A 21,779-nucleotide genomic window follows, 5' to 3' on the forward strand; every position below is an offset into this window, starting at 1 on the left:
CCTGACTTATGCGATAATCAGGAAAAACTTAGAGTCTACTTTAAAACTAAGTTCTCTAATCTTGTGAATGATGAATTAAGAAAACAGGAGTCTAAAAAGAGGCAGTTGAATAAACTCGCTTACGAAGATATTAGCGAGGTCGCTCACCTTATTCCTAATCCTGAAATGTTGCTTGACGAGTTCGTCTGCTTTAAAGATAGTCTCGATAGGATCAAAAAATTACTTACTCACGAAGAGTGGAATCTTGTCCAAAAACTCGCTTCCGGAAATGCTTTTAAAGGGAAAAAGAATATCATTAGAAAAGTGAAAAAATTAATCAAACATCTTGAGGGGGAGTGAGGATCGATTTTCTATGCCAACTCTTGCTGTAGTAATCCCATTTCTTTTTTGAGTCATCCAAGTTTGCTATAAAAAAACTCCCAGGTTTGTCAAGTTTACTTCGATATTGATGTCCTGACACTTTTTTAAAAAGTGTCCTACACAATCTCCTCTAAAAAGATTAAACTAAGTCCATCAAAACGAAATGAGGATACACGATGTATTTTGGACACTATGCTCTAGCAACTGCTGTTAAGGCTAAAAAGCCTGAATTGCCTGTTATGCCAATTTTTTTGGCAACAGGAGCCATTGATATTGTTAATGGGATTAACATCATGTTAGGTATCTCAAAGGTAGATCCTAATTTGGAAACAAAACCTTACCTATACTTTGATTTAACCCAAATTGATTGGGATCACTCGCTCTTAATGGGAATCGTTTGGTCCTTAGTCGCAGGTGGTTTAGCCTATTTTTTCTATCGAAAAGATAATACTACTGGCCTGTCAACTACTTTAGTAGCTTTTTCTCACTGGCTACTGGATGTTCCTGTCCATAATGCTGATTTAGCGCTCTATCCTGGCTCTTCACTCAAATTTGGTTGGGGATTATGGAGAGTGATGGGTGAATACGCCTGGCATCTTGAAGTTATCTTTTCTCTTATCTTATTGATTTACGCCTATCAAACCAGTAAAAAAAGAGGCGAAACCATCTGGCCTCAGATCCTCTTTATGGGTCTTCTTATGTGCAATATATCCCCTTGGTTATCGCCGATGAAAATGGTCGCTAGCTTACCAGAACCTTACACTCACTTACTGCATGGTTTCCTCGTTTCCCTTGGCTTTATTCTGCCTGCTTTTATCTTTAAATGGCTCTATCAGCAAACAGGTAAACCTATCAAAACAATTTAATCAATCACCTTAAAAATTAGCTGACCAAGTTCCTCAATACTGAGAGGCGTGGTCGGCTTTTTTAGGAGATAAGTCAAGGTTGACACAACAGCAGATGCTAGTATTTCCAAGGTGATGTCAACTGTTTTGGGGTGGCTGATGACCAATTTCGGATAAAAATGGTATTTGATAGCTTGTTTCCACTTGTCAATAAAGGCTGGGTTGGGTCTTTTGATCAAGAAAGCTTCAAAAAACTCACGGTGTTTGGTCACAAAATCAATCGTCACTTCAACAAATGCCAAATCATCTAGCTCAATCAAGGGACCCGTTCCCTGCATCAACTCAAGCACTATCCTATCTTCAACTTCAGCCTTCAGCTGCTCAATATGGTCATAATAGTCATAGAAACTAGACCGTGACAAGGGGGTTGCTTGACAAATGGCAGATACAGTTAGTTTTTGCTGGGGATCAGCATAGAGCCCTAAAAATGTCCGATGAAGTGCTAGTTGGGTGTTATTCAGTTCAAATGAAGTAAATGATGGGGTATAGGGATTTATCATCAGTTCGTTTTCTCAGCTTTCCTTGCCCGAATCAGCACCAATCGTTCACCAAAAGCGACTAATTCACCGAGAATTTGGTGGTCCTTGAGTTGTCTGATGTTAAAGACAATCTCGATTTTGCCATCATGCTCACCAATGGTTGCCTTAAGTGTCGTGACTGACAGAGCTTCAAAATAATCTTGGGTGAGGTAGTATTTGAGTGAGGCTTTTTCAAAGACAACCTTGAGCTGGTCACCCTGTCGGTCAACCCTTTCAACAAAGGCAGCATCCAGACAAGCCTTTACCAGACCAATCTCAATCAGATAGGCCACCTGGTCTGGGTACTCTCCGAAGCGGTCAATCAGCTCATCTTGTAAGTCCTGATAATCTGCTCGGCTATTGATTTCACGAATCCGCTTATAAATAGCAATTTTTTGTCGCTCATCAGTGATGTAATTAGATGGTAAGTAGACATCCATCTGGAGGTTGAGCTCAGCATTGCCTCTCTCTCTGGCAGTTGACTTGCCTTGCTTTTTAGCAATGGCTTCCTCAAGCAATTGACTGTACAGCTCAAAGCCAACTGAGTCAATGAAGCCAGACTGTGACGCCCCAAGGATATTACCCGCCCCACGAATGGACAAATCCCTCATGGCAATCTTAAAACCAGATCCTAGTTCTGTAAAGCCCTTAATCGCCTCCAAACGCTTCTCGGAAACCTCTGTCAAAACCTTGTCAGGTCGGTACATAAGGTAGGCGTAGGCGATACGATTGCTACGACCAACCCGACCTCGAAGTTGATACAAGGTTGACAGCCCCATCTTGTCAGCATCCTCGATAAAGAGGGTATTAACGTTAGAAATATCAACGCCAGTTTCAATGATAGTCGTAGCCACTAAAACATCATAAGTCCCAGCAATAAAGTCCATCAGGGTATTTTCCAATTGTATCTCTGTCATCTGACCATGGACAAAGCCAATGCTTGCCTCTGGCACCAGGTCTTTGAGGTCTGACACTTTCTTGTCAATCGTGTCAACTCGATTGTAAACGTAGAAGACCTGACCACCCCTGTCCATTTCCCGAAGAATCGCTTCGCGGATCATGCCAGGATTAGTCTCCATCACATAGGTTTGAACAGGGTAGCGATTGGTTGGTGGGGTCTCAATCACCGATAAATCACGAATACCCAGCATGGACATGTGAAGGGTTCTAGGAATCGGTGTCGCTGTCAAGGTCAACACATCAACCTTACTTTTCAACTCTTTTAACCGTTCCTTATGCTTGACACCAAAGCGCTGCTCTTCATCAATGACCAAAAGACCCAAGTCTAGGAAGTCAACGTCTTTTGATAGGAGACGATGGGTGCCAATAATAATGTCAACTTGCCCTTTACGTAACTTGTCAAGAGTGTCAACTTGTTCAGTCTTACTTCTGAACCGACTCAGAACATCCACATTAACAGCAAAATTGTCGAACCGCTCACGGAAGTTGTCATAGTGCTGTTGGGCAAGGACAGTTGTCGGCACGAGAACAGCTACCTGCTTGCCACTGTTAACAGCCTTAAAGGCTGCTCGCATGGCAACTTCAGTCTTACCAAAGCCGACATCACCGACCAAAAGCCGATCCATGGGCTTATCTTTTTCCATATCAGCCTTGATTTCCTTGATGGAGCGTAACTGGTCATCTGTTTCTGCATGAGCAAAATCATCATCAAACTCCCGTTGCTGGTCATCATCTGGAGCAAAGGCAAAGCCCTTGAGCTGGCTGCGTTCGGCATACAGTTTCAGCAAGTCATCAGCAATGTCTTCCACCTGCTTAGACACTTTTTGCTTAGCCTTTTGGAAACGACCATCATTGAGTTTATTGATTTTAGGAACTTTGCCATCACTAGCGACGTACTTGGACAAGCTGTCAATCTGATCAATGGGAATGGAAATTCGGTCAGCATGTTGATACTCAATGGTTAAATAATCCCGATGAATTCCCGATACCTTGATGGTTTCGATCCCTAAAAAACGACCGACCCCATGAATGTGGTGCACCACATAATCACCTGTTGACAACTCACTGTAATCTTTGATTCGTTCAGCATTAGAGATGTTCTGACGACGAGGACGACGCTTGATTTTTTTATGAAAAATTTCTCGTTCAGTGATGACCACTAAACGCTCATCTGCAAAATAGAAGCCGCTGTTTAGTTGACCAATAGTGGCTTGCACCTGACCTTTTAAAAGCTTGTCAGATTGACAGTATTGTAAATCAAATTGATAATCTTGTAAACTTTTTATTAACTTTTCTAGGCTGGATTCTGTTGTTGCTTGCAAGACAACCGTAGACCCTTGTTTTTGATAACGCGTAATTTCATCAATCAAGAGAGGGAACTGATTGAAAAATTCCTGCATGGGGTACTGGGTAAAATTGTACAACTGATCGAATTTGATATTGCCCAAGCCCTTATGGAAGGTTGAAAAGAAGGTAGCAGGTTCGTATTTTCTCAACTGTGCGTAGCTATCGGCAAAGTAAGATAAGGTTGACAGAGATTTACCATGTTGTAAATCATCTGTCAAGAGATTGGCGGCTTCTAATTCAAAGCGAGCATGTCGATCAACGATTTTTTGAAAATCATCAAAGAAAACGGGTGTTGCAGTCGGCAAGTAATCCAGCAAGGTATGAGGATGTTCGTAGAGCAGCGACAGCCATTTTCCAAGATCACGATGGCGATAACCAGCCTCTGTCGTTGACAAGAAATCACTGAGATAGGGTATCGCTTCATCAGAAGCCTGCTGGATAGCTAACTGCAAAGCCTCCACTAATCTCAAGCGATCCTCATCATCAAAGAGGATGGTGTCTGCTGGGCTGATAGTCACCTGCTCAAGGTTATCTAGGGATTTTTGACTGTCAATGTCTAGGCACCTGATGCCATCCAGCTCATCACCAAAAAACTCTAAACGATAGGCCTGATCATCTGTCAACCCATAAATGTCTAAAATATCTCCACGTTTAGCAAACTCTCCTTGGTTGGAGACTTGTGACACCTTGGTATAACCCATAGTTGATAATTTCTTGACAAACGTGTCAAGGTCTACCTCCTGACCAAGCGTTAGCGACAATTGAGCTGACTCATACTGTTGAGGGCTTGGCAAATGAAGTCTTGTGCCAATCAGAGTTGTCACTAAAATACCTGTCGCTGACGGATTTAACAAAAAGTTCAAACTCGTCAAGCGAGACTGGGTCCGGTCTTTTGAGGCAAAGATAAACTCAGCTGCTGGCATGTCATCTGCAAAGAAAGTGAAGACATGCTCCTCACCAATAAGGCTGGCTAACTCGTCTGCTATTTTTTCAGCGTCATTCTGACTAGAGGTCACCAGAACCAATTTACCTCTTGTCTGTTCATAGGCAAAGGCAATGGCCAAGCTCTTACTTGACCCTGATAAGCCCATGAGAAGCTGGCGATTTCTTGTCGAGACAGTGTCAGTCCATTCTGTTAATTGTTTGTTTTGACCAATCAGGTCAATTAAAGTCATTTTATCCATTGTACTTCTGCATGGTTTTTTCAAAGTCCCTGGTCTGTAAATAGAAGTTGACAGCACTGTCAACCTTATCCAAGGTATTGAGAATGGTGATATGGTCATCTTGGTCAAATCTTGTCAAAACATGATTGACTACTGCGACATTCGGTTTTGGACGGCCGATACCAATTTTGATACGGTCAAATTCTTGACTGCCGATATGAGCGATGATTGACTTGATACCATTGTGCCCACCTGCTGAGCCTTTTGAGCGAAAGCGAATCTTGCCAACTTCCATATCAAGGTCATCATAGATAACAATCAAATCTTGACGATCAATATTGTAGAAGGCCAGCAAGGCTCGAACAGCAATTCCGCTGTTATTCATATAAGTGGTTGGCTTGACAAAGTAAACCTTCTCGCCATTGATAAAGCTAGAAGCGATGTAGGCTTTGAAGGTTTTATCTTCTGTAAAGGTGGCGTCAAGGTCCTTGACAAGTCTGTCAATTGCCATAAAGCCGACATTGTGGCGGGTCTGGTCATACTTGCTGCCGACATTACCCAACCCAACGATGAGTTTTACCATTTTTTCTCCTTCTATAAAGCCTAAAAGGGCTGGAAAAAGGTTCCAGCCGATTTAAGCATCAAATGTCTATCTTTTTCTTGAGAGATAAGTAGGCAAGCCTTAATCATTAAACGCGTGGTTTATAAAAATAGTTTAAGACTAACTAGCTCTAAGAAAAATGCTATACGTTAAATCTAAACTCCATGATGTCACCATCTTGGACGATGTATTCCTTGCCTTCTTCACGCAGGCGACCAGCTTCTTTGACTGCCTTCTCGCTACCATAGTGCATGAGATCGTCATAACTCATGGTCACCGCACGGATAAAGCCTTTTTCAAAGTCCGAGTGGATGATTCCTGCCGCTTGAGGAGCCTTAATGCCCCGCTTGAAGGTCCAGGCACGCACCTCTTTTTCACCAGCAGTAAAGTAGGTGCCAAGCCCCAGCAGGTGATAAGCAGCACGGGTCAACTTATCTACACCTGACTCAGTCAAGCCGATGGCTTCTAAAAACTCTGCTTTATCCTCATCTTCCAGCTCAGCAATTTCTTCTTCGGCACGGGCTGAAATCACTACCACTTCTGCATTTTCCGTCGCTGCAAAGTCACGAATTTGTTGGACATAGCCAATATTGTCAGGGTCTGCGACCTTGTCCTCATCGACATTGGCCACATAGAGGACAGGCTTGGTGGTCAAGAGGAAGAGCTGCTTGACAATCTTTTGCTCGTCATCAGTGAAATCAACCGTCCGAGCTGACTTCCCATCTTCAAGGACAGGCTTGATTTTTTGCAAGATGGTGAACTCCGCAACGGAATCCTTGTCTTTTTGGGTACGCGCCATCTTCTCCACACGCGCATAGCGTTTATTGACACTTTCAAGATCAGCTAAAATCAGCTCCAAGTTGATGGTTTCAATATCTGCAATCGGATCGACAAAGGCATCTTCACGGCCTTGCTCGCGCATGACATTTTCATCATCAAAAGCACGCACCACATGGACAATAGCGTCCACTTCACGGATATTGGCTAGGAATTTATTGCCCAGACCCTCACCACGAGAGGCACCTTTTACGATACCTGCAATGTCGGTGAACTCGAAGGTCGTTGGGACAGTTTTTTTCGGTGTGATCAGCTCGGTCAACTTTTGTAGACGCTCATCAGGCACCTCCACCATGCCGACGTTTGGATCAATGGTCGCAAAGGGGTAGTTAGCCGCCTCCGCACCAGCCTTGGTAATTGCGTTAAAAAGAGTAGATTTGCCGACATTTGGAAGACCGACAATACCTGCTGTTAAAGCCATAATTTCTTTTCTCCATCTAAAAATTCAATCATGACTATTATAGCAGAAAATCAAGAAAAAAGCTTGTCTAGTGACAAGCTAAAATAACTTTATGAACAATTTAATCCACATGACAATGAGTGGTACAAAAAAGATTAGCCACCAGTATGTCGAGATTAAATCAATAAGAATGGTCATACCATCTCTTTTTTCATACTGTCCTGTTTCCGGATTAAGAACAAATTCTCTACCTCTCAATAACTGAAGATTTTCTTCATCTTCTTCTGATTTTTCATAAGATGTGACTGGCTTAACACCTAGCACCAACTCATCTAGACTTACATCAAAAATTGATGCCAACTTGATAAGAGTGTCAAGGTCAGGTGCTGTTTCTCCATTTTCCCACCTTGAAATCGCCTGACGAGACAGGTGAAGCTGTGTCGCTAAGTCTTCTTGAGACAGACCTTTTTGGGTGCGGAGTGTTTTTAATTGCTCTGGAAATTTATTCATCAGAGTTACCTCGCTTTCTTTACCTTTATTCTATCAAAAAATCCCCGAGCAGCCTAGAAACAGCTCAGGGAAGACCGCAACAAAAGGTGGCGAATACTTAAAATTGTAGCACTTTCTTCATCTTCCGCTCAAAATCATGGCGGCTCATCATAACGATGTGCTCGCAGTTGGTGCATTTAATTTTGATGTCAGCTCCCACACGCACCACCTCCCAGCTATTGGCTTTTTTACCAGTTGATTTGATGGTGCAGGCGTGGGGCTTCTTCATTTCCACAAGGGATCCTAATTGGTACATCTGATTCTCCTTTAACTATAAATCCACCTGGTCTGACAGACCAAACCAATACTTGACAGCTCTGTCAAGTCACCGTCAATCTGAACAGGCTCAGTTTTTTCAAATCCTATCTCCACCTCTTGCCCTACTAGGTGAGAGAGGTGTTTGCTTTTCTCATGACCTTTCAAAAGAATGGTAACCAAGGTCAGTAAATTGCCCAAAATCCCCCTATCCTTTGCCCAGACACAGATCATTTCCTTTTTTGTCACATGACTGCTCGGCCAGATGGTCACCCCACCACCGAAAAAGGTGTTATTAGACACAGAGAAGAAAAAGAGATTATCAAGGTCAACTTGTTGACCGATAACCGTCAGACGGACAGACATAGGGCGAGTGACAAAGAGGGCTTTAATCCCTAGCAAGATATAGGCTAACTTGCCCATAGAAAAACGGTTCAAGCCCTTTTTAAGTCCTGACTGCTCAGATAAAGCCACAGTCTGAGCGGCATAGGCAGCGTCTAGGCTGTTCACCACCACTTGCTGGTCATTGGCTAGGACAGTGATGGCTTTGGGAGCATGGCTGAGCAGTGACCTCATGACTTGTGCCATCGTGAGACCACCTAGCGAACGAGCAAAATCATTACCAGAACCTGCTGGTAAGTAGGCAAAGGGAAGCTCAGCTGGCCAGTAACTCAAAGACTTGGACAAGGTCCCATCTCCACCGATAATGAGGAAACGGTCCCTAGACGGCTCAAATTGGCTCAGAATAGTCTTGACATGTCTCTTCTCATCAGTTGCCTTATCTGTGGCAAATAAAGCGTAGGAGAGCTCTGGATAGGTCTTCTTGAGGGTAGCAACCAGCTGAGTAGCTCTGCCATTGCCAGAAGAGGGATTGTAAAGAATATATACTGTCATCTATCTACCAAAAAAGCCCACGAGGAGCTTTTGTTTAATTGGTGCGCACAGGCGTCACGAGTTGGATAAAGTTCTCACTATCATCAGTAGGAGTGAGGGTAAAGGGACGAACAGGGGAGATAAAGCGAATAGTGACCTGTTCACTCTTGATGGCTTTGAGGGCATCAATCAAATAAGTCGGGTTGAAACTGATGGTCAACTCACTGCCTGAGATACTCTCGGTATCAAGTTCCTCGTGAACCTGACCAACCTCTGGCGAATTAACATGGGCAGCGACAGCCTTACCTGTGATTTCAAGTTTTACTGTCCCATTTTGAGTCGCATTAGACATGAGGTGAGCACGCTCCATAGCCTGACGAAGTTTGCTAGTGGTGAAGACCACTTCTGTGTCGAAAGTCTTTGTCAAGAGGCGGTCGGTATCGGGATAATTCCCCTCAAGCAGGCGCGTGTAAAAAGAAATAGTTTCTGTTCTAAAAAGCATCTGGCTACTAGAGAAGAAGACTTCAACTGTCTCAACTTCATCATTAAAGACTGCTGAGAATTCTCTTAAGGAACGACTAGGAACAACCACATCAAAGTTATCGCTGGCTTTTTCCAAGCTGATTTGACGTTGGCTCAAGCGGTGAGAATCTGTTGCGACAGCCTTGAACTCTTGATGATGAGATAACACCAGATGCACACCAGTCAAAATCGGACGGCTTTCTTGAGTGCTAGCTGCGAAGGCTGTTTCTGCAATCAACTGACGTAACACTTTGGTTTCAAAAACGAGAGGGTTGCTGGTTGAAATTTCTTGCAGACGAGGGTAGAGGTCAACATCCTTACCTTTTAGAATAATTTCAGACTTACCGCTACGAATAACCACTTGTTTTTGTTCAATTTCAGTGACCTCGAGACTGACATCAGGCAGACTTGACACAACATTGATGAAAAAGTTAGCTTCAAGTAAGATGGCACCTGGGGTCGTAATCAAAAGTCCTGCATCTTCTTGAGAATTTGCAATGGTATGCTCAATTGAAATTTGACCATTTGAGCCTGTCAGGGTCAAATAATCTTTCTTAACATCAATTTTAATTGTAGACAAAATAGGGATAGCATTTTTACTTGAAATAGCTCGCTTGGTGGCATTTAAGGCTTGTAGGAAAAAAGCTTTATTGATGGAAAATTGTAGCATGGCATCTCCTTTATTTTATAAGTATTAGAATTAGTAATAGTAGTAGGTCTTGTTGATAATGGGGAAAAGACGATGATTTATTGATTTAACTAAGCAAAAGCACTGTGGATAACTTGTGGAAAAAGGGTAACTTAGAAAGAAAGTTTTACACAGCCTAGGTCAGTTTACTTTTGATGGTATTGATTTCGATTTCCAGATTGGCATCTTGTTCAATCATGTCTTTGATTTTATTGTAGGAATGTAGGACTGTTGAATGGTCTCGTCCACCGAATTCTTTTCCGATTTTTGGTAAGCTGTAGTCTGTCATGACACGGGTCAGATAAATGGCAATTTGACGAGCTAAGACAATATTTTGTTGTCGTTTAGTTCCTTTTATATCTTTAACAGCAATGTCATAGAATTTCCCAACTTGTTCTTGAATATCACCAATAGCGATGACTGTTTTTTTGATTTTATCCGGCTTAATGGCACGAAGAGCTTCAGCAATCAAATCTACGGTAATGGTTGTTGCACCTTTAGCATTAGCCACAAGGCTAATATTTTTTAAGGCCCCTTCTAGCTCACGCACGTTAGAATCAAATTGATTAGCGAGATATTCAATAGCTTCTGTTGGGAAATCAAAGGCATAATCTTGTATTTTATCAAGGAGGATAGCCACACGTGTTTCGTAGTCAGGAGGTGTAATGTCCTGTGTTAACCCCCAACTGAAGCGCGTCACAAGACGTTCTTCCAAGTCATTTAGCTGGTCAGGCGCACGGTCACTGGTCAGCACAATTTGCTTGTTATTAGCGTGAAGGGCATTGAAGGTATTAAAAAATTCTTCCTGCGTCCCTGTTTTTTTGGCCAAGGATTGAATGTCATCGATGAGAAGGACATCCAGCTCTCGAAATTGATTTTTCAATTCTTCCATGCTGGATAATTTGATGTGGTTGACAAATTCATTGACAAAATCTTCAGTGGTGATGTATTTCACCTTTGCTCTCGGGTTGTCTTCCAATACCTGATTGCCGATGGCATTCAGAAGGTGTGTTTTTCCAAGTCCAGGACCACCCCAGATAAAGAGGGGGTTATAAACTGTTCCTGGGTTACTGGAAACAGCTAGAGCAGCCGCAAAAGCCCAAGCACTGCCTTTTCCTTGGATGAAATTATTAAAGCGGTATTTTGGATTGAGATTGGCTTGTTGAGGTGAGTGATAGACCTCCTCAACAACTGTTGGTTGAGCTAAGCTAACCTGTCTAAACTCATCGTTTGTGATGTCCTCATCAGTGAGGTAGTTAATCTTAATTTCATCATCATAAACCTCAAAACCAGCTGTTAAAATAATTGATTCAATATTGGTTTGCCAGAAATTTTGCTTGACTTTTGGGACAAGAATTTGGGCAGTCTTATCCTGAACCTTTATCAATTTAGAATCAAGTATAAAATATTCAAAGGTTTTTTCAGTGAATTCTTTTTTTGATAAGTTTAGTATCTTATTCCAAAAGAGATGTTCTTGTTCAGTCATTAGTGTCTCCTTGGTTGTTTGTTTTTCTATTTTAGCATATTTTAATAAAGTTTTCCACAAGTATATTAGTTTTCTTCCACATTGTTAAAAGAACTTTTCCACAAAATGTGGAAAAGTTGTGAATTCATTTGATAAGCTGGTTATTTAAGATGAATGACTTGTGGAAAAGGGCTGGTTTTAAGATTTACTTATCAACAGCAATCGTCAACCTGTTGATAAAATTGTCGATATCATCAAAAGAAGAAAATTCAATTTTGAGATGGCCTTTGCCTGTTTGATTGAGGGTGAACTGACAATTTAATCCCAGTTGTTGTTTTAAAAGCATTTCTTGTTCTTTGATAAAACGATCTGATTTTTTTGATGCTTTAACAGGTCTTGTTTTTAATTGCCTTTCGAGTTGGCGCACGGTCCAATCCTTTGCAATGGTCGCCTCAAGCCAATTATTTTGGTCTTGTTTAGGGAGGCTTAGTAGCAGTCTAGCATGCCCAGAGCTGATACGCTTAGTGATGAGAGCTTTTTTTGCCTGTTCGGTTAAGTTAAGCAGTCTCAGGCTATTTGAGACATAAGGACGAGATTTTCCTAATGTGTTAGCAATCTCGTCATGGGTAACACCTAGTTTATCAATCAATTGCTGATAGGACAGGGCTTCTTCGATGGGATTAAGATCATAGCGCTGAAGATTTTCAATGATAGCTTGCTTCATGCTTTCTTCATCAGTTAGCTCTTTCACAATAGCTTGAATATGCGTTAACCCAGCTAACTGACAGGCCCTAAAACGACGTTCACCAGCAATCAATTCATAGCCAGCAAGAGGTGATTTTCGGACAATAATGGGCTGAATTAAGCCATTTTCTCTGATGGATTGAGCTAGTTCTTCCAATTCTTGTTCTGAAAAGTTCAAGCGTGGCTGATAGGGATTTTTTGAAATGCTATTGATAGGAAGATTGACCAGTTTCTCTGCCATATGACCTGCTTTCTATGATAAAACTCACTTTACTTTATTGTAAAGTGAGTTTTTAATCTTGTCAATTATTGCGTTGAAGAGAGATCTTGAGTTGTTTTTGTCAAGGTGATGTTGACTGTTTTCTTTTCATTTTTTCGATAGAAAGTTACAGTAATGGTATCACCGAGTTTATTTTTATAAAGAACGCTCTGAAGGTCACTGATAGAATGAATCGGCTCATCGTTGATGGCTGTGATGACATCATAAGGTTCAAGTTTGCCCTCTGCCGGCATGCCTTCTTGAGCGCTAGCAACGACAATGCCACTTGTAACGTCGTTTGGAAGATTTAACTGACCGTAGAGATTGGCAGCGACGTCGGTGAGATTTGCCATAGTGATCCCGATAACTGGTCGAATGACCTGACCGTTGGTTTCAAGTTGGCTGATAATGGACACAACGTCATTTGATGGAATGGCAAAGCCCATACCCTCGACAGCAACGTTGGTGCGTGATGAGGTGATTTTGACCGAGTTAATCCCGATAATCTGTCCTTTGATGTTCACAAGAGGACCACCAGAGTTACCTTGGTTAATAGCGGCATCTGTTTGGATGGCATTGATTGATACGGTCTGTCCTTGATTGTTGGTTGAGGTCACTGTTCGGCTCAATCCTGAAATGATGCCTTCTGTGACAGAATTGGCATATTCACTGCCAAGTGGGCTACCGATAGCGATGGCAGGTTCTCCCAAGGTAAGTGTGGAAGAGTCCGCAAACTGTGCGACAGTTTGGATGGTGTCAGATGAGATTTTGATGACGGCTAAATCGGAATAAGTATCAGCTCCGACCAATTCTCCCTCCAGTCGAGTGCCGTTTGAGAGGATAATTTCGAGTTTTTCAGCCCCTTCAACCACATGGTTGTTTGTCACCACGTAGGCAAATTTGCCATCTTTTTTGTAGATAGCGCCTGACCCTTCACTGTAAACGGCCAATTCTCCAGATTGAGTTGTGGCACTGCTATTGCCAAAAATCCGACTGTATAAATCCTCTTGGCTAACTTGTGTTTGATAGTTAACGACAGAAACAACAGCATCTTGGATTGTTTTTACCGCTTCAGTGGTGGCTGTTTTGACTTCTGTCTGGTTAATGGTTACCTTACTTTCACTACTATTTGTGGTGGTCGTTGTTTGCGAGATAATGTTATGATTAGGTAAATAGCCGATTAGGGCGTAGGTTGATAGCCCGCCGATGATTCCTGATAAAACCATCAGCACTAAGATAATTAATCGTTTAAAAAACTTAGATGTCATAGTTTATTCTCCTTTTGATGTTGTGGATAATATAATCCCCTTGACTTAATTATATCTTAAAACAGTTAAAAAATAAAGTTTCCACAGTCTGTGGAAAACCTTGTGAATAACAACAATATTTTGTGGTATAATACTATTATGAACATCAAATTAATTAGTGTTGGAAAATTAAAAGAGCATTATCTCAAAGATGGTATTGCAGAATATAAAAAGCGCCTTGGCCGTTTTGCTAAGGTTGATTTGATTGAAGTTGCTGACGAAAAAACACCTGACCGCGCTAGCTTTCTTGAAAATCAACAGATTATGACGAAAGAAGCAGAACGTATTTTAGGTAAGATTGGTGACCGTGATTTTGTCGTTGTTCTAGCTATCGAGGGGAAACAGCTGTCGTCAGAGGATTTTAGCCAGCTTATTCAGGAAAAGATGACGGCAGGTTATTCCACCTTGACCTTTGTCATTGGAGGGAGTTTAGGGCTTTCTGATGCTATAAAAAAGCGAGCTAATGTTAACTTGAGTTTTGGTCACTTGACACTGCCACATCAGCTGATGAGGTTAGTCCTTATCGAACAAATTTACCGTGCTTTTATGATTGCTGAAGGTAGCCCTTATCACAAATAGGAGAATAGTGTGAGGAAACATCGTGTGTTTGATGCCTTTTGGGTAGCCCTTACCATGGCTGCTATCAGCGGGTTTATTAATGCTTATACTTACAACACTCAAGGTGGGCGTTTTGCAGGTGCTCAGACAGGAAATTTAATTTTTCTTGGTCTTCGTTTAGCTGAATTCAAATGGCTTGAGGCCTGGTCTTATTGTTTGCCTATCTTGATATTTGGTATAGGGCAATTGCTGATTTATGTGATGAAAGACTGGGCGTTATCAGCTGGTTGTCCTTACCATTTGTTAGCGATACGCGTGATGATGGCTCTGCTATTTCTCGCAGCTGTTAGCGCTCCAGTGGTCGATACTGATATCACTATATCGATGCTAGCCCTTTTTTCATCATTTCAAGTTGAAGTGTTTAAGCGAATCGGATCTATCCAGTATGCCAATGTCATGATGACGGGAAATGTTAAGGCAGGTGCTTATCTTTTGTCAGAAGGCTTTTTATCGGGCAATCAGGTGAAAATCAAACAAGGTATGCAAAGATGTGCTGTGTTAATCAGCTTTATTCTTGGCATTATCCTTTCCCATTACCTGTCTGCCTTTTTGGAGGAATTCGGTTTATTTTTACTGTTTCCTCCTCTGTTGGTTATTCATAAAGTTATTCGTCAGGAAAAATAAAACAGCCAAGGAAAACCTTAGCTGTTTAACTCTGATTCCAGCAGGATTCGAACCTGCGACCGTTCGCTTAGAAGGCGAATGCTCTATCCAGCTGAGCTATGGAACCACAACAGAACCATTTTACCAAAAACCTTCTCTAGTTGTCAACGGCTAAAAAGTTCAAAAAAGTTGAGCAGTAGACTAGACAAAATAAAAAATATCTGCTAAACTAATAAAGTATTAAACGACACGCTCCGTTGGTCAAGGGGTTAAGACACCGCCTTTTCACGGCGGTAACACGGGTTCGAATCCCGTACGGAGTGTTCTATCCGCCATAGCTCAGTTGGTAGAGCGCATGACTGTTAATCATGATGTCACAGGTTCAAGCCCTGTTGGCGGAGTATAAAGTACATAGAAACGTTGAAAAATCAACGTTTTTTTTCATTTTTCAAATATGAGATGCTTATATTTTTTACACAAAAAGTTAGGAAGTTAGTAAAATCATTTTCAATGAGACTTATTAACGTTCATGTAAATTGTAAAATCATTTTATAGATATCAACGTAGAAATAGTAAATCAAAAAAGTTACTATTTTTTAGACAAAAAGAAATAGCCGTCAATACTTTGGAAGAGTAACGGCTATTCTTTAGCATTTACGAGCCACCGTCTTAAACGGTTCTACGTTGAGCTGAGTTCCCGCTCAGCTCTTTTCTATTTCTATTATATCATTTCTAAAATAAATAGCAAGTTTCATCACATTTGATGGTGGCAATTTTGGACATTTGATTGCTTGATGAGTTGCCGTTTTCGATGAGAATAAAATAAAACAAAAGAAATTATTCCGATGCTGGAGAGTATAGTTGCTGCTTTTAGCCCATTTGGGACAAAGGTCAATACAATTTCTCCATGCCCTTTTTTGGCATCTAGTAGGATTAAACCACCGTTAGCAGATTTGACAGGAAGTGGTTGCCCATCTTGTTTAGCTGTCCATCCCTTATCATAGGGTAGGGTGACCAAAAGCGAGGCGTCAGCCGGGCTATCATAGGTAATCGAGACTTGATTGCCGGCAGATGTCACATTCACTGCTCGGCTATTGACCTGATCAATCGCTTGCTGATAGGCCAAGGTATCCAGAGCATAGATATTGGGTTTATGGAAGCTGACGTCAGTTGTCTCAGGAAAAATCAGCTCAATATCAAGGTTTTGAGCAGAGGCATAATACCCTAAATCAAATAATGAAAAAGCATTGTCACGGGTAAAACTCATCAACTGCCCATTGATAAGAATTTTTGTTTCTTTATTATCTGGATTTGACGAAGTGATATGAGGCAAACTCAGATAAACTTGACTATTTGAGGTGACCTCAATGCTAAAATTAGCACTAGATGAACCATCGTCTTTTTTGACAGTTGTGACAAGTTGCTTGTCAACATCTGTTAGGTTATCTGTAAAGCTTGACAATTTATAAAAATAAGTGTGATTAAGACCTGATAACTGATTGAGTAGCTTGGTTTGGTTGTCAAGTGTATTGACAGAGATGTCAAGATCGGTGAATGGTTCCTTAGTCAGAATAGCTAATTGGCTAGCATTACGATTTTCATAAAGAAACATCTCACCAATTTGGTTTTCAAACTCAAAGCCATATTTATTAAGAGGTTTATGATGCAGATTGAAAGTGATGTTGAACAGACTGTCAGCAATTAAGGTATTGTTCTGGTAACGCAGATTGAGATTTGTGCCGTCAGATCGGAAACCAAATTTATCCAATAATTGGCTAGATTGACGGTTACGAACAGATGAAAATTGAGAGATCCCGTTATAACCAAACTTCATGCTATCATTACCTGTTTGTGGTAGCAACCTTTCCATGCGAAAGAAAGTCACATGCTTATCCTTTACAGACTTGACAAGGTTGTCAATATCTGACAACTGTCTCTCATAGCTATCACGTGATGGAAAATGCCATTCTTGGCTTAAAGCGTTTAACTGATAGTAACTGTTGACACTTATTTCAAAAACTGTAAAGAAAAGTGTCAAGACAATGTAAAGTTTATATGGAATTTGTTTAGCGTGAAAACTGACAAATATAATGAGATAAGCCAACAGGAACAAGGCTGTTATCCCAAATTGCTCAATGTGTAAAAAAGGGTAGTGGGAGCGGAAGTAGACTGTTGCTGAAAAACCAACCAGTAGGAAAGCAAACACGGTGATAAGGTGTGTCCATTTGACCTTTTCAAGATGCTCTAAAGTTTTCCCAGCTAGATAAATAATGCTAATGGAAAAGACCCATGAGTAGCGATGAAGAAACATATTTGGCGCATGCATCCCCTGCCAGAACAAGTCCAATGGCTCCAAATAAAAGCTAGCTATAATTGTCATCAAAAGCAGTGCATAGGCGAGTTTAACGGGCCATTTGATAGATTTTATTGTGAAAAATAGCAGAGCGAGAATCAGGGGCAACAAGCCAACATAAATCATCGGAATAGATCCGAATTTAGTGGTATCATAGCTACCGACAAAATTTTTAGCAAATAAATCCAGATACCAAGATTTTTCTGTCAAGATGTTTGACAACTTTGTCAAGGTTTCACCATGTGTTCTCAAATCCAGATAGGTTGGAAGGAGCATGACGGCACTGATTAAACCAGATAAACCAGAACAAATGATAAAGTCAATGATTGAGCGCAGGCGGTGCTTGACAGCATCTGTCAACTGAACCAAAAACCATAAACTGATAAAAATAGCTGTCATATACCCAAAGTAGTAATTTTGGATAAAGAGTGTGGTTAAAGCAGTGACATACAACCAGTAACTTTGCTGATGAATCAACCGATGCAAACCAAGTATAATCAAAGGAACTAGGATAAAGACATCCAGCCACATGTTGATTTCAATTTGACTCATAATAAAACTCATCAAGGCAAATGATGTTGATAGACTGATAAGTAACCAATGATTGGCTTTTTTATAAATAGTTGACAGACTTGTAAAAGTTGACAAACCTATCAAACCTACCTTGACAAGTGTGAATAAGTAGAGCGCATCAGGCATCGACTTGACATCAAAAAAGTAAACCAAAGGAGACAAGAAACTGCCTAAATAGTAGCTCATTAACGCATAAAAATTAAGCCCTAAACCACTTGTAAAGCTGTAGAAAAGACTATCTTGACCGTGGAGGATATTTCTCAGTGTTGTTGCAAAAATAGCATACTGGTGAAAACCGTCACTGGCTAGGATAGTGGTATCGCTCCCCCACCAGATATTTTGGATTGACAAACTAATTGACAGTATTGTCAAGGGGATAAAAAAGCTAGCAAGAAAAAAGAAATATTTTTGTTTCATGGATTATTTTTAAGAAAGAGAGCTGGTTACCCAACTCTCCATAGATTATTGTGCCCAAAGAGCCTTAACCTTGGTTTGCACTTCAGCATTTTCAAGGAATTCATCATAAGTCTCGTCAATACGGTCGATTACCCCATTTTTAGAAATGACCAAGATGTGGTTAGCGAGTGTCTGGATAAACTCATGGTCATGGCTGGCAAAGATAATGGATTCTTTGAATGCTTTGAGACCGTCGTTGAGAGCCGAAATAGATTCCAAATCCAAGTGGTTGGTTGGGTCATCAAGGATGAGAACATTAGACTTGAGGAGCATGAGTTTGGATAGCATAACACGTACTTTTTCGCCCCCTGACAAGACGTTGACAGGCTTGAGAGGCTCATCACCTGAGAAGAGCATTCGGCCTAAGAAACCACGTAAGAAGGTGTTATCATCCTCTTCCTTGCTGGCAAATTGGCGGAGCCAGTCAAGGATAGACTCGCTGCCAGCGAAGTCTTTGGTGTTGTCTTTTGGCAGGTAGCTGCGAGAGGTAGTCACGCCCCACTTGATTGTTCCCTCGTAATCAATTTCTCCCATCAAGGCACGGATGAGAGCAGTTGTTTGAATATCATTTTGCCCGATAAGAGCAGTCTTATCGCCCGGACGTAGGATAAAACTGATATTGTCCAAGATAACCTCACCGTCGATGGTTACTTTCAGGTTCTCAACGGTCAAGAGGTCGTTACCAATCTCGCGTTCAGACTTGAAGTTGACAAAGGGGTATTTACGGCTGGACGGGACAATTTCTTCCAGCTCAATCTTATCCAACATCTTCTTACGAGAGGTGGCTTGTTTAGATTTAGAAGCGTTCGCTGAGAAACGAGCAACAAATTCTTGGAGTTGCTTGATTTTTTCTTCTGCCTTAGCATTGCGGTCAGCTTGCAGGCGAGCAGCCAATTCAGAAGATTCTTTCCAGAAGTCGTAGTTACCAACGAAAATCTTGATTTTACCGAAGTCCAAGTCAGCCATGTGGGTGCAGACCTTGTTTAGGAAATGACGGTCGTGAGACACCACGATAACGGTATTGTCAAAATCAATCAAGAAGTTCTCCAACCAAGTGATGGACTGGATGTCCAGACCGTTGGTCGGCTCGTCTAAGAGGAGCACATCAGGCTTACCAAAGAGGGCTTTGGCAAGGAGGACCTTGACCTTATCTCCGTTAGCCAGTTCGCTCATATTTTGGTAGTGGAGGTCCTCAGAGATATTGAGGTTTTGGAGCAATTGAGATGCTTCGCTCTCTGCTTCCCAACCCCCAAGCTCGGCAAAAGCACCCTCTAGCTCAGCCGCACGGACACCATCTTCCTCAGAAAAATCTTCTTTCATGTAGATGGCATCTTTTTCTTTCATGATGCTGTAAAGCTCATCATTACCCATGATAACCACGTCAATGACACGCTCGTCCTCATAGTCAAAGTGATTTTGACGCAGGACAGATAGACGCTCGTTTGGACCTAGTGACACGTGACCAGTTGTCGGCTCAATATCGCCAGCCAGGATTTTCAAGAAAGTTGACTTACCGGCACCATTAGCACCAATCAGGCCATAGGTGTTGCCCTCAGTGAATTTAATGTTGACATCGTCAAAAAGTTTTCGGTCGCTAAAGCGAAGCGACACATCAGAAACTGTTAACAAACGTATTACCTCATTTTTTCTATAATCCCCTTTATTTTACGATAAAGTCGCTGTTTTTTCAAGGGAAATAGCAGAGCTAAACGATAAATTTTAAACAATAAAAGTTGACACAGCTGTCAATTTGGTGTAAATGTGATATGCTCATTTCTTATCCAAAAGTCTTCTTGTCAACTGGCATGACATAGCTGTTCCCATTAAAACAGATGACTTTATCCCTTTATTGACAAGAAAACAACCCTAAATCTTGGGTTGCTTCGTTTAACCAGCAGACGGAAAAAGTGGCGCATGAAGGGAGTGAATAAAGGTAATGATGGCAAATAGGATAAATATAAAGAGAGCCAGGTAGCCAAAGTTTCTTTTCATGCGACTTTTGACAGTTCTAACTTGCAAAAAAATTGCTAAGGCTAAAGCTAACTTCAGAAAAAAATCAAAAATGTTAGACATTCTAGAAGTACCTCCTAAATGGCAAAAAGAGAAATCCAAGCGGTTATTGGTCAGCAAATTTTGAACAGTTGAGCAAGCTATAACAGCTGATGAAATTAGCAAATTAGGCGCGGCTTGTTGTGGACGCAAGACATACTACCTTCAAGGATCATATCCCTTGAAAGTAGTTAGCAGTGGGCATTGGCGACTCTAAAATCGGCAAAATTGATGAAAATTACTTCAAATTATTATATCTTGTTTAATTGATGATAAATAATTTTTACCGCTCTCATCCTGTCAATATTGCATCTACTTAAACTGGTGGTAGGACATCTTCCTCACTAATTTCAAAAGATTTGTGTAGACTGAAGCCACGTCCCATGACCTGAGTAGCAGGCATGATAATGATAAAAGCTGCAGGGTCAATTTTTTGGGCAAGGTGTTCAATGGTCGGCACTTCAACTGTTAAAACAGTAATCATCAGCATACGTTTTTCACGACCTGTATACCCACCAAAAATAGGAATTTCAGTTACGCCACGGTTGGCAGCTTCTGCCACTTTTTCCTTGATTATGGCTGATTTTTCTGAAATAATCATGATATTTTTCGATGACTGGAAGCCTGCTATCATTAGATTGACGACATAACCTATAATCAGTAGGGCAATAATAGAATAGAGGACAGTGTCAATATTTTTAAAAGCGATGAGACCGGTTAAAACAACAATACCATCGACAATTGTCATAGCTACACCCAGAGATAAGGGTGTGTATTTGTGCAATATCCAGATGGGAATACTGGTCCCCCCTGTTGAGGAATTGCCCATAAAGACTAATCCCATACCAACTCCAAGGATAATAGCACCGAAAACAGCTCCTAAAAGCTGATTTTGTGTCAAGCTAGGCATTTTAGCAGTCAGATTGATAAAAATTGGAAAAATAAAAGAACCATAGAGTGTCGAGATAAAGGTTGATTTTCCTAAAAAGAAATAGCAGAGCACAAGTAACGGAATATTGATAGCGAGCGCAACCGTTCCAGCTTCCCAACCAAACATGGCTTGTAAACTCAAAGAGAGTCCTCCAATACCACCAGAAACGATGTTATTTGCAGCCATAAACCCATTTATACCAACAGCAGCAATGAAGCAACCAATGGTTACTAGGGCATAGTCTTTCATTTTTTTTACCATGTTTTTCTCCTTAACTGTAGTTTCACGTGAAACGTTGATAATTCTATTATGACTGATAAGAGGTTAACCGTCAAGGGTGCGAATGATTTTATTATCTTGACAAGCACCATAAAATTAGCTAAAATAAGCCTATCAGATAGAGTAATAAGAAGACTGTCTCTAGAGAGTTGGCGGTGCTGTGA

Annotated in this window: 19 protein-coding genes and 3 tRNA genes; 6 read left to right on the plus strand and 16 right to left on the minus strand. The window is 41.2% G+C overall.

Annotation, left to right across the window (positions count from 1 at the left end; all coding sequences use genetic code 11):
• The coding region (locus tag A3GW_RS0103350; protein ID WP_018367908.1) for a hypothetical protein at positions 1-339 on the plus strand (339 nt) is incomplete at its 5' end.
• Positions 340-536: 197 nt separating this feature from the next.
• Positions 537-1,226: a metal-dependent hydrolase gene (locus A3GW_RS0103355; protein WP_018367909.1), complete on the plus strand. Its 690-nt coding sequence runs from the start codon at positions 537-539 to the stop codon at positions 1,224-1,226.
• On the opposite strand, the gene A3GW_RS0103360 is transcribed toward A3GW_RS0103355, so the two are convergent.
• The 11 genes from A3GW_RS0103360 to A3GW_RS0103410 form a co-directional block, all read right to left on the minus strand.
• A complete protein-coding gene (locus A3GW_RS0103360) occupies positions 1,223-1,765 on the minus strand; it encodes a TetR/AcrR family transcriptional regulator (protein ID WP_018367910.1) in 543 nt (180 codons plus the stop codon). The genes A3GW_RS0103355 and A3GW_RS0103360 overlap by 4 nt on opposite strands.
• Positions 1,765-5,274: a transcription-repair coupling factor gene (gene mfd / locus A3GW_RS0103365; RefSeq protein WP_018367911.1), complete on the minus strand. Its 3,510-nt coding sequence runs from the start codon at positions 5,272-5,274 to the stop codon at positions 1,765-1,767. Before mfd ends, A3GW_RS0103360 begins: the two co-directional genes overlap by 1 nt.
• Positions 5,267-5,836 (minus strand): aminoacyl-tRNA hydrolase, encoded by a 570-nt coding sequence (pth, locus tag A3GW_RS0103370; RefSeq protein ID WP_018367912.1) that lies wholly within the window; start codon positions 5,834-5,836, stop codon positions 5,267-5,269. Before pth ends, mfd begins: the two co-directional genes overlap by 8 nt.
• Before the next feature lie 160 nt (positions 5,837-5,996).
• Positions 5,997-7,112, minus strand: coding sequence for a redox-regulated ATPase YchF (gene ychF / locus A3GW_RS0103375; protein WP_018367913.1), 1,116 nt, complete (start codon positions 7,110-7,112; stop codon positions 5,997-5,999).
• Positions 7,113-7,190: 78 nt separating this feature from the next.
• Positions 7,191-7,601, minus strand: a complete 411-nt coding sequence (locus tag A3GW_RS0103380) for a helix-turn-helix domain-containing protein (RefSeq protein ID WP_018367914.1) — start codon at positions 7,599-7,601, stop codon at positions 7,191-7,193.
• A 97-nt stretch (positions 7,602-7,698) separates the two neighbouring features.
• Positions 7,699-7,896, minus strand: coding sequence for a DUF951 domain-containing protein (locus A3GW_RS0103385; protein ID WP_018367915.1), 198 nt, complete (start codon positions 7,894-7,896; stop codon positions 7,699-7,701).
• 11 nt (positions 7,897-7,907) lie between these two features.
• Positions 7,908-8,789 carry a diacylglycerol/lipid kinase family protein gene (locus tag A3GW_RS0103390; RefSeq protein ID WP_018367916.1) on the minus strand — a complete coding sequence of 294 codons (882 nt, stop codon included), beginning with the start codon at positions 8,787-8,789 and terminating at the stop codon, positions 7,908-7,910.
• 34 nt (positions 8,790-8,823) lie between these two features.
• A complete protein-coding gene (gene dnaN / locus A3GW_RS0103395; protein WP_018367917.1) occupies positions 8,824-9,960 on the minus strand; it encodes a DNA polymerase III subunit beta in 1,137 nt (378 codons plus the stop codon).
• 154 nt (positions 9,961-10,114) lie between these two features.
• Positions 10,115-11,464, minus strand: a complete 1,350-nt coding sequence (dnaA, locus tag A3GW_RS0103400; protein WP_018367918.1) for a chromosomal replication initiator protein DnaA — start codon at positions 11,462-11,464, stop codon at positions 10,115-10,117.
• A 184-nt stretch (positions 11,465-11,648) separates the two neighbouring features.
• The gene (locus tag A3GW_RS0103405) at positions 11,649-12,428 is read right to left on the minus strand and encodes a ParB/RepB/Spo0J family partition protein (RefSeq protein WP_018367919.1); all 780 of its coding nucleotides are present in this window, start codon (positions 12,426-12,428) and stop codon (positions 11,649-11,651) included.
• A 65-nt stretch (positions 12,429-12,493) separates the two neighbouring features.
• Positions 12,494-13,714, minus strand: coding sequence for a S1C family serine protease (locus A3GW_RS0103410; RefSeq protein WP_018367920.1), 1,221 nt, complete (start codon positions 13,712-13,714; stop codon positions 12,494-12,496).
• A gap of 138 nt (positions 13,715-13,852) precedes the next feature.
• On the opposite strand from A3GW_RS0103410, the gene rlmH reads away from it, so the two are divergent.
• Both rlmH and A3GW_RS10750 read left to right on the plus strand, forming a co-directional pair.
• Positions 13,853-14,332 carry a 23S rRNA (pseudouridine(1915)-N(3))-methyltransferase RlmH gene (gene rlmH, locus A3GW_RS0103415; RefSeq protein WP_026216570.1) on the plus strand — a complete coding sequence of 160 codons (480 nt, stop codon included), beginning with the start codon at positions 13,853-13,855 and terminating at the stop codon, positions 14,330-14,332.
• A gap of 9 nt (positions 14,333-14,341) precedes the next feature.
• Positions 14,342-14,995, plus strand: a complete 654-nt coding sequence (locus A3GW_RS10750; protein ID WP_149036260.1) for a YoaK family protein — start codon at positions 14,342-14,344, stop codon at positions 14,993-14,995.
• Between the two features lie 32 nt (positions 14,996-15,027).
• Here A3GW_RS10750 and A3GW_RS0103425 read toward each other — a convergent pair.
• Positions 15,028-15,101: transfer RNA gene (locus tag A3GW_RS0103425), tRNA-Arg, on the minus strand.
• Positions 15,102-15,225: 124 nt separating this feature from the next.
• Here A3GW_RS0103425 and A3GW_RS0103430 point away from each other — a divergent pair.
• Both A3GW_RS0103430 and A3GW_RS0103435 read left to right on the plus strand, forming a co-directional pair.
• Positions 15,226-15,297, plus strand: a tRNA-Glu gene (locus tag A3GW_RS0103430).
• Positions 15,298-15,302: 5 nt separating this feature from the next.
• Positions 15,303-15,375 (plus strand) — tRNA-Asn (locus tag A3GW_RS0103435).
• A gap of 353 nt (positions 15,376-15,728) precedes the next feature.
• Here A3GW_RS0103435 and A3GW_RS0103440 read toward each other — a convergent pair.
• From A3GW_RS0103440 to A3GW_RS0103455, 4 genes are all read right to left on the minus strand, one after another.
• On the minus strand, positions 15,729-18,317 hold the full coding sequence (locus A3GW_RS0103440) for a YfhO family protein (RefSeq protein ID WP_018367923.1): 2,589 nt from the start codon (positions 18,315-18,317) through the stop codon (positions 15,729-15,731).
• Positions 18,318-18,362: 45 nt separating this feature from the next.
• Positions 18,363-19,985, minus strand: coding sequence for an ABC-F family ATP-binding cassette domain-containing protein (locus tag A3GW_RS0103445; RefSeq protein WP_018367924.1), 1,623 nt, complete (start codon positions 19,983-19,985; stop codon positions 18,363-18,365).
• A 258-nt stretch (positions 19,986-20,243) separates the two neighbouring features.
• A complete protein-coding gene (locus A3GW_RS11650; RefSeq protein WP_149036261.1) occupies positions 20,244-20,558 on the minus strand; it encodes a hypothetical protein in 315 nt (104 codons plus the stop codon).
• 163 nt (positions 20,559-20,721) lie between these two features.
• Complete coding sequence (locus tag A3GW_RS0103455; protein ID WP_018367926.1) at positions 20,722-21,597, minus strand: YitT family protein; 876 nt, start codon at positions 21,595-21,597, stop codon at positions 20,722-20,724.
• Between the last annotated feature and the right edge of the window lie 182 nt (positions 21,598-21,779).

This window comes from Streptococcus entericus DSM 14446, from assembly GCF_000380025.1.
In the GTDB taxonomy this organism is placed as follows: Bacteria; Bacillota; Bacilli; order Lactobacillales; family Streptococcaceae; genus Streptococcus; species Streptococcus entericus.